The following is a 13,905-nucleotide window of genomic DNA, read 5'->3' on the forward strand; positions in this document are numbered from 1 at the left end:
AGAGTATATCCTGCCCGGTATTCCCAATCAGACGATCCGCACCAGCGCCCCCGTAAAGCCGGTCATTGCCGGTGCCGCCATCAAGAAGGTCATTGCCGTCCTGTCCATACAAACGGTCATTACCGGAGGCACCGTAGATCGCGTCATCGTCGACACCGCCAAATACATAATCCCAGCCTTCTCCACCGGAGAGCTCATCCGAGCCCTCATCGCCATGCACTCGATCATTGTCATCTCCACCGTTCAGAATGTCATCACCCGCACCGCCAAACAGGCGATCATCGCCGCCACCGCCGTCGCCGATGTCGTTGCCCGCGGCGCCGTAGAGACGGTCGTCCCCAACACCCCCGGAAAGGATGTCGTTACCATCCTGGCCGTAGAGACGATCATTGCCGCTGTCGCCTGCGATCGTATCATCCCCCGTGCCGCCGTAGAGATAGTCCGACCCGAGATCGCCAAACAGTCGGTCATCGCCTTCATCGCCGTGCAAGCGATCGTTGCCTGAACCTCCATAGAGCCGGTCGAGCCCATCGCCGCCAAACAGGCGATCATCATCGTCTTGGCCATACAAGCGGTCCCGATGTCTCCCGCCAAAAAGAAGGTCGTCTTCGCTTCCGCCATAGAGATGGTCCGACCCGTCGTCGCCATAAAGCATGTCTGCGCCGCCATCTCCGCTCAGGCGGTCGTCCCCGAGACCTCCCGATATCCAATCATCACCGGCCTCGCCAAATACGCGGTCGTCCCCATCCTTGCCTGAAAGGCTATCAGATCCAAAACCACCCAGGATCGTGTTGTTCGTCTCATTGCCGTAAATCGTGTCATTTCCCGATCCCGTGATCACATTCTCGATTACCGTGCCTTCCATAATGGCGACATTGCCGATCAGCCCGTCGACATCCGAGAAGGTGCCGCCGCGTATGTCGATCCGATTGTCTGCTGTTGAAATGCTGAGATCGAGCGTGTCTGTGCCGCCCGCATCATAGATGGTGAAAGCGAACGGATCTCCGGAATAGACATTGTTGGTGCCATTTTCCCAATCGTCGAACAGATCGCCAAGATAGTTGGTTAGATTCGATCCGACGCCCCAGACCGTGTCGCCATAGGTGTCACTGTTGGCGTCAGCCGCGCCGTAGAGGCTTTGGATCGCCTGAATATCTGCCATCATCGCCGAGACGAGATAGGCGTAGCTGGCATCGATCGAGGTGTTGTCGCTTTGGGAAAAATACGACATGACGGACATCTGCCAACTGTCATTGGCGAAGTTCGCGTCACTGGCGTATGTGGCAGAGCCATTATAATTCGATTGATGTCCGAGTCCCAGAGCATGTCCAATCTCGTGGATATAGGTCTGGAAGCCATATGTGCCGATCTCGTCGCCCATCGAAGAATTCACCCAACCGCTGGTGATGACGACGTCAGAGTCCAAGATGGTATGGCCGCTCGTGGAAGAGCTTGAATAGGCATTGAGCGTACTGGAATTTCCACTGACGTCATTTGCAAATGTGATATCGGCAGACGACGATGTGGTAACGGAAAAGGTGATGTCTGCGACCATTTCCCAAGCTTGCAGGGCAGCGAGCGCCAAGGCGCGCTCGGTTGAATTCAAATCGCTGATGTTGATAGTGATTGCATTAGAACTCGTGGTGTCGAAGGCGCGCCAGTCGCCATAATTGTCCGTCCAATAGCCATTGATGAGATAGTCTGAAAGTTCGCTGACCGTGCCATCTACCAGTGGCGCCGCGACATTGGTCTGCAATGTGTAATCGCCGTATCCACCGGAATAATAGCTACTGGACGAGTAGGCTGCGACACCGATGAAATAGCTGGCGCTTGTCGTTGCGGTATATGTCAGGGATGAATAGTAACCGGGGCCACCATCATCATTGTTGCTGATGAAATTTCCATTGGTGTCATAGAGATATAGGACGGTATCCGTCAGGCTCGATGAGCCCGAGAGGTCGAAGGTATAAGTTTTTCCTGTTTGCAATGTAATCTCGATCCAGTCCACATCGCTATTTGAGGACAAAAATCCCGTAAATGTATCGCCGACTGAAATGCTATAGTCGGTGTTTGTGCTTTCCGGGGCGTCCGTTTCTTCGCGTTTGGTCGTAAATGTTGTCATCTCTTCATAGACGCAATCCATGTCGGCTGGTCGGAATTGCTGACAAATCTCACACATAGAACACCTTTGGATGTCGTTTATACAGTCTCCTGATCGCCGGAATGCGGGATTGGGCCTCAGGACATTGCTGCAATGATGTCCTCAAATCGAGGAGAGAGCATGGCGATATTGAGGTTTTGCTTGTCGGTTCTTTTGGGGGACGATTGTGATCGGCTGGCCATGGGATTGCCCATGCTGGCCCTCTGAGGTTCTCCATTCGAAGAGGGACGCAAATATGCGCACAAAGAAGCGCCGGTGAAGAGCGCTATTATCGCGACTGTTTCGATCCATGATCGACAGGCTGCGCCTGTCCGCGACCATATGGGTGTCTGGGCGGACAAGGATTATGTCCATCGTCAGGCCGAGCGGGGTGTCCTGCAAGATGACGGAGAGGCGCGTTGGGGCAAGTTGGTCTGTCAGGATGAAATCGTCCGGCAGGACCTGTACGAGCGCGTGTCGGGCGAGCTCGCATGAGGACTGTGACGTGCTTTCCAACGGACTACATGCGAATTGAAACGCCGTTTTGTTCTGGCCCATCGCATAGGCGCCAGGCATTGCGAGCAAGAGAAAGCAGCCAGTGATAGATACGAAAAAAGGAAGCGTGTTGCGTCTGTTTTCGCCAAGCCTGTTCATCTCACCCGCCCATGTGCCGTTCACCCCGAGCCTTCGCCAGCGCAATCTGTTTCTGGCGCTCTCTGAACCGTTCCTTGCGGGGCTCGTCGGTTTCATCGATGCATTGATGGCAGGACACGCCCTCCTCGAATTCCGGCCGGGTCTTGTCTTCCGGCAGGATCGGGCGGCGGCAGGCGTGGCAAAGCTCGTGCGGCCCTTCGGTGAGGCCATGGCCGATCGAGACGCGCTGGTCGAAGACGAAACATTCGCCGTCCCATAGGCTCTTCTCCTCGGGCATTTCCTCGAGATATTTCAGGATGCCGCCCTTGAGGTGGTAAACCTCTTCGATCCCCTGACCCAGCAGGAAATTGGTGGATTTCTCACAGCGGATGCCGCCGGTGCAGAACATGGCGATGCGTTTGTTGTGAAAGCGTTCCTTGTTCTCTTCCCACCATTGCGGAAAGTCGCGGAAGCTTTTGGTTTTCGGGTCGATCGCATCGCGGAAGGTGCCGATCTGCACCTCATAGTCATTGCGCGTGTCGATCACCGCCACGTCGTCGGCCGAGATCAGCGCGTTCCACTCTTCCGGGGTGCAATAGTGCCCAACCCGGGCTTTCGGGTCGACATCCGGCTGGCCCATGGTGACGATCTCTTTTTTGAGCCGCACTTTCATCCGGTTGAAGGGCTGCTCTTGCGCCGTCGAGAGCTTGTATTCGAAATCCGCGCATCCAGGCAGGGCGCGGATATAGGCGACCAGCGTGTCAATGGCCACGGGCGTCGGGCCGGCCACCGTGCCGTTGATCCCCTCTTTCGCCAGAAGCAGCGATCCGGTGATGCTTTGGGCACGGCAGAGATCCAGTAGCCCCTGACGCAATGCGGCGGGGTCATCGAAACGGGTGAAGTGGTAGAGGGCGCAGACGGTAAACATAATGTGCTCGATACGCCCGAAGCCGTGATCAGGCAAGACCTTGCAATGTCGCGGCGCTCTGGCTCATCTAGGACCATTCCGAAACTGTCATGAGGCCCCGCGATGGTTCCCCGCACCCTGATCGCCGCAACGCTCGTCTTTTTCGTCGCCAATCCCCTGCAACCGGCCTTTGCCGAGGTGCCGCAGGTCCCGGCCAGCCGGGCCGAGGTTCAGCTCTCCTTTGCTCCGGTGGTCAAGGAAACCGCGCCCTCGGTGGTCAATATCTACGCCTCGCGCGTGGTCGAGGAGCGGCTCTCGCCCTTTGCAGGCGATCCGTTCTTTTCGCAATTCTTCAATTCCGGTCCGGCGCGTCAGCGCGTGCAGCGTTCTCTGGGGTCCGGGGTGATCGTTTCCGGCGACGGCTTGGTGGTCTCGAACTTTCACGTCGTGGGCGAGGCTTCCGACATCCGCGTCGTGCTCGCGGACAAGCGTGAATACAAGGGCACCGTGGTCTTGGCCGACAAGAATGCCGATCTTGCGGTCGTGCGACTCGAAGGCGCTGCGGACCTGCCGGCGCTGCCGCTGGCCGACAGCGATGCGCTCGAGGTCGGCGATCTGACGCTGGCCATCGGCAATCCGTTTGGCGTCGGTCAGACCGTCTCTTCGGGTATCGTCTCCGGCCTGTCGCGCTCCGGCTCCGCCATCCCCGGGGGCGCGGGGTCGTATATCCAGACCGATGCCGCGATCAACCCGGGCAACTCGGGCGGCGCGCTGGTCGATATGTCCGGGCGGCTCATCGGCATCAACACTTCGATCCTGTCGCGGTCCGGCGGTTCCAACGGTATCGGCTTTGCCATCCCGTCGAATTTGGTGCGGGAATTCACACGACAGGCCGAGGCGGGGGAGAGCCGGTTCCTGCGCCCCTGGGCCGGGGTCTCCACGCAAGCCGTGGATGAGGCCGTGGGCGAGGCGCTTGGCTTGGAACGTCCCGAAGGTGTCGTGCTTGCCGAGTTGCATCCGCAGTCGCCTTTCGCGGATCTTGGATTTGCGCCGGGTGATGTGCTTTTGGAGCTCGACGGTCAGCCGATCCTCTCGCCCTCCGATCTCGATTACCGACTGTCGATCTCGCCCCTGGGCGCGACGGTCAAGCTTTCCGCCATTCGCGCCGGCGAGCCGGTCGTGCTGGATCTGACCCTGATCCCGGCGCCCGGTGCCGACGCAACCGAGACGGTCGAGATCCGTTCACCGGGGCCGCTCGACGGGCTGACGGTCGCCGATGTCACCCCGGCATTGATCGAGCAATATGGCCTGCCGCTGAGTGCAACCGGCGTGGTGATGGTCGATGCCCAGGGCGTGGCAACCCGTCTCGGGCTGCACCCGGGGGACCAGATTGTCGAGGTCAACGGCACAGAGATTTCCTCGAGCCAGGATCTGGCCGGCGTGGCGCGTCAGAAGATCGGGCGCTGGCTCATCACCCTCAATCGCGGTGGTCGTCTCCTGCGCTTGCGCATCGGCTAGGTTCGGCCCTGTCCGCAAGAGCAGGGTCTTCGCTCGCGCGGGGATCGGACCGGCGTGCAACCCGTGAAGCCGTTCTGTGGTCGCAGAAAATTCTCGCTGCACTTGCTCGTTCACGCGCTGCGCGCTAGGTCTGTGCTGAAGGAGACCTCCCCATGCGCGCAGCCAACGAAGCTCTGATCGTCATCGACATTCAAAACGACTTTTGTCCGGGTGGGGCGCTGGCCGTCGCCGGCGGCGACGAGATCGTTCCCGGTGTGAACGCGCTGATGGCGGAATTTCCCGCGGTGATCCTGACGCAGGACTGGCACCCGGGTGGGCACAGCTCATTCGCCAGCGCGCACGAGGCCGCGCCGTTTTCCACCATGGAAATGCCCTATGGCACACAGGTGCTTTGGCCGGATCACTGCATTCAAGGGACGCCGGGCGCTGCGTTTCACGCGGATCTGCGCGAGGATGGCGATCTGATCATCCGCAAAGGGTTCAACCCGGCGATCGATAGCTATTCCGCCTTTTTCGAGAATGATCATGTGACACCGACCGGGCTTGAGGGCTATCTGCGCACGCGCGGGATCGACACGCTGACCATGGTCGGTCTGGCGACGGATTTCTGTGTGAATTTCTCGGCGGTGGATGCCGCGAAGCTCGGCTTCAAGGTCACGGTGCGCAGCGATCTCTGCCGCGCCATCGACATGGACGGCTCGCTTGCCGCCGCAATCGACGGCATGAAGGCCGCCGGTGTCGAGGTTCTCTGAGCCATGACACCCAAGATCCTTACGACGCTGAAAACCTACACCCGGGCCGAGTTCGGCTCTGATCTTTTCGCCGGTATCACGGTCGCGCTGGTCGCCTTGCCGCTCTCCATCGCCATTGCCATCGCCTCCGGTGCCGTGCCCGCCGTGGGGTTTGTCACCGCCATCGTCGCCGGCTTTCTGATCTCTGCGCTGGGCGGCAGCCGGGTACAGATCGGTGGCCCGACCGGCGCCTTTATCGTCGTCGTCGCGGGCGTGATCGCCACCCATGGCTATGGCGGGTTGGTGGCCGCCAGTTTCATGGCCGGGATCGTGTTGATCATTGCCGGGCTGTTCCGCGCCGGGCAGCTGGTGCGCCATGTGCCCGAGGCGGTGATTAACGGCTTTACCATCGGCATCGCGGTGATCATCGCCACCAGCCAATTGCCCGATCTGCTGGGGCTTGCGGGACCGTTCCCGGCGGATTTTATCGAAAAACTGCCGGCGCTCTTTGCCGCCCTTCCGGATCTCAACCCCGCCTCGCTCGGCATCGGTCTCTTGACCATGGTGCTGATCTGGGGCCTGCGCCGGGCCTTTCCGCGGCTGCCGGGTCTGATCGTCGCGGTGGCGCTGACCTCGGCTTTGGTGCAGATCCTCGATCTGCCGGTCGAAACCATTCGCTCGCGCTTTGGCGAATTGCCGCGCGCGCTGCCGGCGCCGCATCTGCCGGCTCTGACGCTCGACAGCATGCGCGAGCTCTTGCCCTCTGCCTTGGTCATCGCCTTTCTCGCAGGCGTCGAATCCCTGCTGTCGGCCATGGTGGCGGACCGGATGATCGGCGGGGCGCACCGCTCCAATGCCGAACTGATGGCCCAGGGCTGGGCCAATATCGGCTCGTCGCTGTTCGGCGGTCTGCCCGCCACCGGCGCGATTGCCCGCACCGCCACCAATGTGCGCGCCGGCGGCAAGACGCCCGTGGCCGGGATCGTCCATGCGCTGACGCTTCTGGCGATCATGATGCTGGCGGCGCCGCTGGCGGGCTATCTCGCTCTGCCGGCGCTGTCGGGACTGTTGCTCCTGACCGCCTGGAACATGTCGGAGGCGCATCGCTGGCCGGAATACCTGCGCGGGCGGCGCAGCGATCTCGTGCTCTTGGTGATCACGCTGGTGCTCACGGTCGTCACCGATCTCACCGTCGCCATCGGCACCGGGATCGCACTGGGCCTCGCCATCCGCCTGTCGCGCCGCGGGGTCGAAGATCCGGATTGGACGCCCCGGGATAAATGAGGCGAGACAAATAGGCCGGAACAAATAAGCCGGGATCAGTTATCGGAAACACGTGAGCGCTCACATCAACCTTGCCAAAGGCTTGGCCCGCCTGATTTAACAAGGCCGGTATAGGAGAGGGACCCATTATGGTCGATATCGCCACCCGCGTTTACAATCACAAATGGAAAATCGACCCGATCGTGCGCTCGCTGATCGATACGGATTTCTACAAGCTCCTGATGTGCCAGTCGGTGTTCCGCAACAAGCCGGACACGCAGGTGACCTTTTCGCTGATCAACCGGTCCAAGGACATTCGTCTGGCCGAGATGATCGACGAGGGCGAGCTGCGCGAACAATTGGATCACGTCCGTTCGCTGTCGCTGACCCGCGGCGAGAGCACCTGGATGCGCGGCAACATGTTCTATGGCAAACGCCAGATGTTCCGCTCCGATTTCATGGAATGGTTCGAGAACCTGCGCCTGCCGGCCTATCAGCTGGAAAAGCACGACGGCCAATATGAGCTGACCTTCGAGGGCAGCTGGCCCGAGGTGATGCTCTGGGAAATCCCGGCCCTGTCGATCCTGATGGAGCTGCGCTCGCGCGCCGTGCTGGGGCCGATGAAGAAATTCGAGCTTCAGGTGCTCTATGCTCGCGGCATGACCAAGCTCTGGGAAAAGATCAAACGGTTGCAGCCGCTCGACGGGCTCAAGATCGCCGATTTCGGCACACGGCGGCGGCATTCCTATCTCTGGCAGGACTGGTGCGTCCAGGCGATGGTCGAGGGGTTGGGCGACAAGTTCACCGGCACCTCGAATTGCCATATCGCGATGATGCGCGATCTTGAGGCGGTGGGCACCAATGCCCATGAGCTGCCGATGGTCTATTCGGCGCTGGCCGAGAGCGACGAGGCGTTGCGTCAGGCCCCCTATCAGGTGCTGCGCGACTGGCACGAGGAGCATGACGGCAACCTGCGGATCATCCTGCCGGACACCTATGGCACCAAGGGGTTTCTCGAGGGCGCACCAGACTGGCTCGCCGGCTGGACCGGTATCAGGATCGACAGCGGCGATCCGGCGACCGGGGCCGAGGTGGCGATCGACTGGTGGAAATCCCGTGGTGAAGACCCGACCAGAAAGCTGGTGATTTTCTCCGACGGGCTCGACACCGACAAGATCGTCGAGCTGCATCAGCAATTCGCGGGCCGGGTCCGGACCTCGTTTGGCTGGGGCACGCTCTTGACCAACGATTTCCGGGGCCTCACCCAGAACGACGCGCTGGCGCCCTTCTCATTGGTCTGCAAGGCGATCGAGGCCAATGGCAAGCCGACCGTGAAACTCTCGGACAATCCCAACAAGGCGATGGGCCCGACAGACGAGATCGAACGCTACAAGCGCGTCTTCGGCGTCGGCGATCAAGAGGTGCAAGAGGTCGTGGTCTGACCTCGGAAGGCTTCCGGCACGTATCGCTCAGTTTCACGACAGAAGCACAAATTTCATTCACTGGCCTGCGCGCCCCATCGGGCGGCGCAGGCTTTTCTTGTTTTGCGCCTGTATTTGTCTCTGACTTTGACCACACGGACAATTTTCAGACTGCATCCCTTCATTCAGGAGTCCTCATGACACGCATCCTGCCCGCGTCTTTCCCCACGGCGCCTTTTGCCAGAGTGCTTTGCCTTCTGGCGGCGCCGCTTTCCCTCTCTCCGGCCCAAGCCGCGGAAACTATGGTCACGGTCCCGGCCGAGGGCGGCAAGATCATCGGCACGTTCAACGATGCAGACGGGGCAGCTGATACGCCCGTGATCCTGTTGCTGCACGGCTTCACCGGCTCGCGCGACGAGCTGCCGGTGGCGGGTACCGACGAAGGTGTGTTCTCCCGCGCCGCGCGGCTGCTGGCCGAGGCGGGTTATCCGTCCTTGCGCATCGATTTCATCGGCTCGGGCGAGTCGACAGACAAGACATGGCAAGAGACGACATTCTCCGGTCAGATCGCCGATGGTCTCTCGGCGCTGGCCTGGCTCGACGCCAAATTGCCGGAGCGATCACAGGTGGTTCTGGGCTGGTCTCAGGGCGGGCTTGTCGCCTCGCATCTTGCGGCACAGGCCGATCCCGAGGCGCTCATTCTCTGGGCCCCGGTGGCCGATCCGCTGCCGACCTATTCGGGGCTTCTGGGGGTGGACGCGGTTGCGACCGCCATCGCTTCCGACGATCCGGCGGAGACCTTCACCTTTACCCTGCCCTGGGGCGCGACAACCGCGCTCAACGCGCCGTTTTTCGACGAGCTGGTCACCACCGATCCCGTCGCCGCCGTGGCGCAATATGACGGCCCGCTCCTGTTGATGGTCGGCAGCAAGGACACCATCGTCGGCCCGCAACCCGAAATGGGCGAACGTTTCGCCAATTACCACCCCGGGGCAACCGAGATGAAAATCTACCCGATGGATCACAGTTTCAATGTCTTCACCGACGCCAGCACGCTGGACCAGATGCTGGTCGAGACGGTGAGCTGGTTGGGTGCGCTTTAGGGGTGAAATGGTGATTGCGGCGGTGCGATTTCAGCCGCTGCAATCATAACCTGTGTCAGTCCTGTCTTGAGAGCTTCAACCCCAGCAGACTCAGGATCATCCAAGGCCAGATGAACAGCGCGAGCCGGCCCCAGATCGTCGCGGCCTTGCGTTTCTCTTCATCCATCACGGTTTTTATATGTTCCCGCATCGTTGTCACGCTCTTGGCGAGTTCATTGAGTTTGTCGCGGGCGTTGGAAAGATCTTGGCGCAGATCATCCAGAGCGAAGGCCTGATTGACCATTTTGGTCAATGTCGAGACGAGCGCGTTTTGTCCCGAAAGCGAAATGGTCTCATTGGCAAAGGTCGTATTGGCAAGGAGTGGCAGAAGCTCTTCCGGCGTTTCTGGTTTCTGGAAAGTCGCAAGATAGGCTTTGCGTTCACTGGCGAGCCGCGCGATCGCTGTTTCGCAGGCATAAGAAGCCAATTCGCGGCGGTTTTGTTCCAACAGGGCGTCGGTCAAATCGGGGGACTTGTCTTGTCCAGAGATATTCGCGTCAGGCATTTCCAGTTTGAAACCCGAACTTTCCAAACAGGCTTCGCTTTCGATCAAAGTCATTTTGATCACTGCTGAAGCGGAGAATTCCGCATAGGCTTGACCAATGGCGTTGACCACGCTCTGGGGGTGATCCGATACGAGAATTTGCAGATCGCCAAAGCGTTCGAGGGTTCCTTCGAGTGTTCGAACGCTTTCTTGCATGCGTGTGGTTGATACGATCTGGCGGTTCAGATCGGCGTAGAGCTCATATTCGATACGGTCGCCATGCCGGACGTGAAAGAACAGCACGGCGCCGAGCAGGGCAAAGGAATAATACACTTTGTCGACGGCTGACTTCTGGAACCGTGCGGTTTTGGACAGGCGAAACGACAGGGAGAATATCGCGATAGCGGCCAGCAGAAGAGGCCAGAGCTGGCCGTCAAAGGCCCATGTGCTGATCGCCCCGAGCAGGAGGACGAGAAAAATATAGCAAAGGCTCGCGACATAGGGAGACATGGCCGCACTCCGAAATCATTACATCCAAACTTTAACAATGGCGCCATGTTAACAGATTCTGTGGCATTTGTTGATCGCGCTGATGCGCGTGCAAGTTGGGCGTCGTTCCATGAGGCAGAGTTCATGCGCGTTCGTTTGGGTAGAAGCACCTTGGGTGGGGCTCATCCGATGTCAGGAAAAAAGCGGTCGCATGAAACGGTTGAGCCAGAGCAGGCCGGGATCGCTGCGAAAGCTTGCATGGTAATGCGTACATACGTTGATCGATGGAAAGATCGATGGCAGTTCCAGGGTCTCGAAGGCACCGTTATCGACCAGCCGTGAGGCCACCGAGGCCGGATAAATCGCGGCGAGATCGGTGGAGCGGACGATCTCGGGAATGACCGTGAAATGTTCGATCCGGGCACGGACGGTTCGCTCGACCTCATTCTGGTTGAGAATGTCGCGCACCATCTTGTAGCCGGTCGCGTGGACCGAGACCTCGACGAATTCCAACTCGCGCATGGTCTCTAGGGTCAGGGGCTTGCCCGCCCAGGGGTGGCCCTTGCGCAGGATACAGAGGAAACGATCCTCCAAAAGGAACATGCTTTCGATTTCCGGTCCGGACAGGTCCGGCAGATAGCCAAAGGCCATATCGACCTGACCCGAGCGCAGCTTGACCTCGATCTCCTCGGCCTCGAGCTGCACGGATTTGATCCGCACGCCGGGGGCTTCGGTGATCAGGGGCGCCAAGACGCGCGGCAGCACATAGCTCTCGGAAATATCCGACATGGCGATGGTAAAGACCCGGTTCGAGCTTTTCGGGTCGAATTCGCCATGGCTCGACATGGTGCCACGAAGCGTCTCCAGACAGGTCTTGAACGGGATATAAAGACGTTGTGCGGCTGCGGTCGGTTCCATGCGCTTGCCGACACGGGTGAACAGCGGATCGTCGAAATGATCGCGCAGGCGTTTGAGCGCGTGGCTCACCGCCGGTTGCGTGAGGTTCAGACGATCCGCCGCCGCCGTGACCGAACGTTGTTCCCAGAGCGCGAGAAACACCCGCACGAGATTCAGATCGAATGTATTGAAATTTACCTGGTTCATGCTTCTGATTATGAAAATTCATTTCATTAATCAATTGCCGGGACCTAGGCTATGCCTTCCCCGGCGGGGACCCGGAAGGGACAAAGAGACCGGTACAAAGGCCCAAGCCCGATGACGCATGCCGCAGCGCACAGAGAATTCACCCCCTCCGACATGGCCGAGGGCGACGTCTACAAACTGCTCAGCGGTGCGGTCCTGCCGCGGCCGATCGCGGTTGTCACCAGCCGGTCGCCCGAAGGCATCGCCAACGCCGCCCCTTTCAGCTTTTTCGGCATTCTCAGCCATGCCCCGGCCACGGTCGCCATCGGCATCGAGCCGCGCCCGGACGGGACGCGCAAGGATACCGCGCGCAATATCATCGAGACCGGGGAATTCACGCTCCACATTCCGGACGTGGCCATGGCGCAGGCGGTTCAGGACATCGCCGCTCCCGAAGCGCCGGAGGTCGACGAAATCGACCTTTGCGGGCTCGCGCGTGTCCCCGGCACCCATGTCGATTGCCCGCGTCTGCTGGCGGCGCCGGTGGCGCTCGAGTGCCGTTTCGATCAGCGGCTTGATCTCGGCCCCGCACGCGACATCGTCATTGGCACGGTCGAGGGGATTTTCATCCGCGAAGGCGCTGTGAATGCGGCGTTGCATGTCGATCCTGAGCGCATCGACGCGCTGGGGCGTCTGGGCGGCGCGACATTCGCAACCACCCGGGATCGCTTTCAGCTCTGAGTGGATCAGAGGGTGAGCAGGCCGGCGACGGCACAGAGCAGGGCGTCGCGCTGTTTCGGTCCGACGAGTTGCAGTGACACCGGCGCGTCGTTCAGCGCGCCGAGCGGCATGGCCAGTGCCGGATGACCGGAGAGGTTGAAGGCACGGACATTGCGGGTGACGGCGACGGCGGTCGGGTCCGTTCGGGCGCGGGTGAGCGTCGGTGGCGCTTGCGACAGGGTCGGCAGGGCGATCACGTCGACCTTTGTGAACAACGCATCGATTTCCGCCGTGATCCGGCTGCGGATCTCTTCGGATGTCGCAACCTCCTCGGGCGTCACCAGACGGGCGGCATAGATGCGATCGCCGACATCCGGGCTCACTTTGCCTGTCGCCTGAATAGAGCCGAGTGCAGCCCAATTCTCTGCATTGATGATCGCGACACCGGCCTCGAAGGCCGCCAGGAAAGAGGGCAGGGTGACCTCTTCTACCCTAGTGCCCTCGTGCTCCAATGCAGCGCGGACCATGGCGTCGATCTCCGGTGTGGCCTGTCCGGGCAGATAGCCGATCCGGGCGCTTTCGACCCGTTCCGGGGTGAAGGTCGGATCGATGGCAGACATGGCCCATTCGAGATCTTCGATCGAATTGGCAAAGGGGCCGACGCAATCGAGGCTGGTGGCGTCCGGCATGACACCCTTGCGGCTGACCCGTCCGAAGGTGGGTTTGAGACCATAGACGCCGCAACAGGCCGCTGGAATGCGCACCGAGCCACCGGTGTCGGTGCCGAGCGCGATGCGGGCGCTGCCCTCGGCCACCGCCGCCGCGCTGCCACTCGACGATCCGCCGGGGATGAGATCAGGAAACTTCGCGTTCACCGCCGTGCCGGCATGATCGTTGATGCCGGAGACGCCGAAAGCCAGCTCATGCAAGGTGGTCTTGCCGGTGATCTCGGCGCCGGCGTCCAGAAGGTTCTGCACCACCTCGGCATGGTCTGCCGCAGGCGCTGCCTCTTCCAGCGCTTTCGACCCGGCGCGGGTCGGCAGGCCTTTGATGTCGATCGTGTCCTTGATGGCGACGGTGACGCCGCCCTCGGTGCCGAGGCAGAATCGGCTGACATAGGAGCTCATCAGCGCGCGCCCTCGACCAGTTCGTCGCCCTCGGCGCGCAGAAATGTCGCCTCGGCCAGGAACTCCGTTTCGGACATGCCGACCGCCAGCACTTCGCCGTCGCGGGTGAGGCCGAAGCGCAGCATCGCCGTGCCGAACGGGTCCACCCATTGCTGGATCACGGTCACCTCGACGTCTTGGTAGAGATAGACCTGCCACATCTCGGTTTGATGGCTCATCGCTGGGTTCCTTATCTGGTAGTTTTATG

At 60.6% G+C, this 13,905-nt stretch carries 13 protein-coding genes; 7 read left to right on the forward strand and 6 right to left on the reverse strand.

All coding sequences use genetic code 11. From position 1 onward, the window contains the following. Positions 1-2,179: M10 family metallopeptidase (locus BM151_RS20875; protein WP_143093142.1), on the reverse strand; the 2,179-nt coding region annotated here is incomplete at its 3' end. A 237-nt stretch (positions 2,180-2,416) separates the two neighbouring features. Between BM151_RS20875 and BM151_RS21505 the strand changes: the two genes are divergently transcribed. Then, entirely contained in the window at positions 2,417-2,635 is a 219-nt protein-coding gene (locus BM151_RS21505; RefSeq protein WP_143093143.1) for a hypothetical protein, read from the forward strand. 160 nt (positions 2,636-2,795) lie between these two features. On the opposite strand, the gene trhO is transcribed toward BM151_RS21505, so the two are convergent. Beyond that, positions 2,796-3,701: an oxygen-dependent tRNA uridine(34) hydroxylase TrhO gene (gene trhO / locus BM151_RS20885; protein WP_090063240.1), complete on the reverse strand. Its 906-nt coding sequence runs from the start codon at positions 3,699-3,701 to the stop codon at positions 2,796-2,798. Between the two features lie 102 nt (positions 3,702-3,803). Here trhO and BM151_RS20890 point away from each other — a divergent pair, with 102 nt between their 5' ends. The 5 genes from BM151_RS20890 (at position 3,804) to BM151_RS20910 (ending at position 9,716) form a co-directional block, all read left to right on the forward strand. Continuing rightward, positions 3,804-5,198 (forward strand): trypsin-like peptidase domain-containing protein, encoded by a 1,395-nt coding sequence (locus BM151_RS20890; RefSeq protein WP_090063241.1) that lies wholly within the window; start codon positions 3,804-3,806, stop codon positions 5,196-5,198. 152 nt (positions 5,199-5,350) lie between these two features. After that, a complete protein-coding gene (gene pncA, locus BM151_RS20895) occupies positions 5,351-5,950 on the forward strand; it encodes a bifunctional nicotinamidase/pyrazinamidase (protein WP_090063244.1) in 600 nt (199 codons plus the stop codon). 3 nt (positions 5,951-5,953) lie between these two features. Continuing rightward, the gene (locus tag BM151_RS20900) at positions 5,954-7,213 is read left to right on the forward strand and encodes a SulP family inorganic anion transporter (RefSeq protein WP_090063247.1); all 1,260 of its coding nucleotides are present in this window, start codon (positions 5,954-5,956) and stop codon (positions 7,211-7,213) included. Positions 7,214-7,341: 128 nt separating this feature from the next. After that, positions 7,342-8,634, forward strand: a complete 1,293-nt coding sequence (gene pncB, locus BM151_RS20905; RefSeq protein WP_090063250.1) for a nicotinate phosphoribosyltransferase — start codon at positions 7,342-7,344, stop codon at positions 8,632-8,634. Between the two features lie 176 nt (positions 8,635-8,810). Beyond that, on the forward strand, positions 8,811-9,716 hold the full coding sequence (locus BM151_RS20910; protein WP_090063253.1) for an alpha/beta hydrolase family protein: 906 nt from the start codon (positions 8,811-8,813) through the stop codon (positions 9,714-9,716). A gap of 55 nt (positions 9,717-9,771) precedes the next feature. On the opposite strand, the gene BM151_RS20915 is transcribed toward BM151_RS20910, so the two are convergent. Continuing rightward, positions 9,772-10,749 (reverse strand): hypothetical protein, encoded by a 978-nt coding sequence (locus BM151_RS20915; RefSeq protein ID WP_090063255.1) that lies wholly within the window; start codon positions 10,747-10,749, stop codon positions 9,772-9,774. Between the two features lie 171 nt (positions 10,750-10,920). Continuing rightward, positions 10,921-11,832 (reverse strand): LysR family transcriptional regulator, encoded by a 912-nt coding sequence (locus tag BM151_RS20920; RefSeq protein ID WP_090063257.1) that lies wholly within the window; start codon positions 11,830-11,832, stop codon positions 10,921-10,923. Positions 11,833-11,943: 111 nt separating this feature from the next. Here BM151_RS20920 and BM151_RS20925 point away from each other — a divergent pair, with 111 nt between their 5' ends. Next, on the forward strand, positions 11,944-12,552 hold the full coding sequence (locus BM151_RS20925) for a flavin reductase family protein (RefSeq protein WP_177213245.1): 609 nt from the start codon (positions 11,944-11,946) through the stop codon (positions 12,550-12,552). A 5-nt stretch (positions 12,553-12,557) separates the two neighbouring features. Here BM151_RS20925 and BM151_RS20930 read toward each other — a convergent pair whose 3' ends face one another. Next, complete coding sequence (locus BM151_RS20930) at positions 12,558-13,658, reverse strand: amidase (protein WP_090063262.1); 1,101 nt, start codon at positions 13,656-13,658, stop codon at positions 12,558-12,560. Further along, the gene (locus tag BM151_RS20935) at positions 13,658-13,876 is read right to left on the reverse strand and encodes a hypothetical protein (RefSeq protein ID WP_090063265.1); all 219 of its coding nucleotides are present in this window, start codon (positions 13,874-13,876) and stop codon (positions 13,658-13,660) included. Before BM151_RS20935 ends, BM151_RS20930 begins: the two co-directional genes overlap by 1 nt. Positions 13,877-13,905: the final 29 nt, after the last annotated feature.

Source organism: Celeribacter neptunius (genome assembly GCF_900113955.1).
Classification (GTDB): Bacteria; Pseudomonadota; Alphaproteobacteria; order Rhodobacterales; family Rhodobacteraceae; genus Celeribacter; species Celeribacter neptunius.

What these genes read in the sequence shown, in the direction of transcription:
- BM151_RS20930 (WP_090063262.1), bottom strand. Translation starts at nt 13,658, where the DNA reads ATGAGCTCCTATGTCAGCCGATTCTGCCTCGGCACCGAGGGCGGCGTC.
- BM151_RS20900 (WP_090063247.1), top strand. Translation starts at nt 5,954, where the DNA reads ATGACACCCAAGATCCTTACGACGCTGAAAACCTACACCCGGGCCGAG.
- pncA (WP_090063244.1), top strand. Translation starts at nt 5,351, where the DNA reads ATGCGCGCAGCCAACGAAGCTCTGATCGTCATCGACATTCAAAACGAC.
- trhO (WP_090063240.1), bottom strand. Translation starts at nt 3,701, where the DNA reads ATGTTTACCGTCTGCGCCCTCTACCACTTCACCCGTTTCGATGACCCC.
- BM151_RS20920 (WP_090063257.1), bottom strand. Translation starts at nt 11,832, where the DNA reads ATGAACCAGGTAAATTTCAATACATTCGATCTGAATCTCGTGCGGGTG.
- BM151_RS20935 (WP_090063265.1), bottom strand. Translation starts at nt 13,876, where the DNA reads ATGAGCCATCAAACCGAGATGTGGCAGGTCTATCTCTACCAAGACGTC.
- pncB (WP_090063250.1), top strand. Translation starts at nt 7,342, where the DNA reads ATGGTCGATATCGCCACCCGCGTTTACAATCACAAATGGAAAATCGAC.
- BM151_RS20910 (WP_090063253.1), top strand. Translation starts at nt 8,811, where the DNA reads ATGACACGCATCCTGCCCGCGTCTTTCCCCACGGCGCCTTTTGCCAGA.
- BM151_RS20925 (WP_177213245.1), top strand. Translation starts at nt 11,944, where the DNA reads ATGACGCATGCCGCAGCGCACAGAGAATTCACCCCCTCCGACATGGCC.
- BM151_RS20915 (WP_090063255.1), bottom strand. Translation starts at nt 10,749, where the DNA reads ATGTCTCCCTATGTCGCGAGCCTTTGCTATATTTTTCTCGTCCTCCTG.
- BM151_RS20890 (WP_090063241.1), top strand. Translation starts at nt 3,804, where the DNA reads ATGGTTCCCCGCACCCTGATCGCCGCAACGCTCGTCTTTTTCGTCGCC.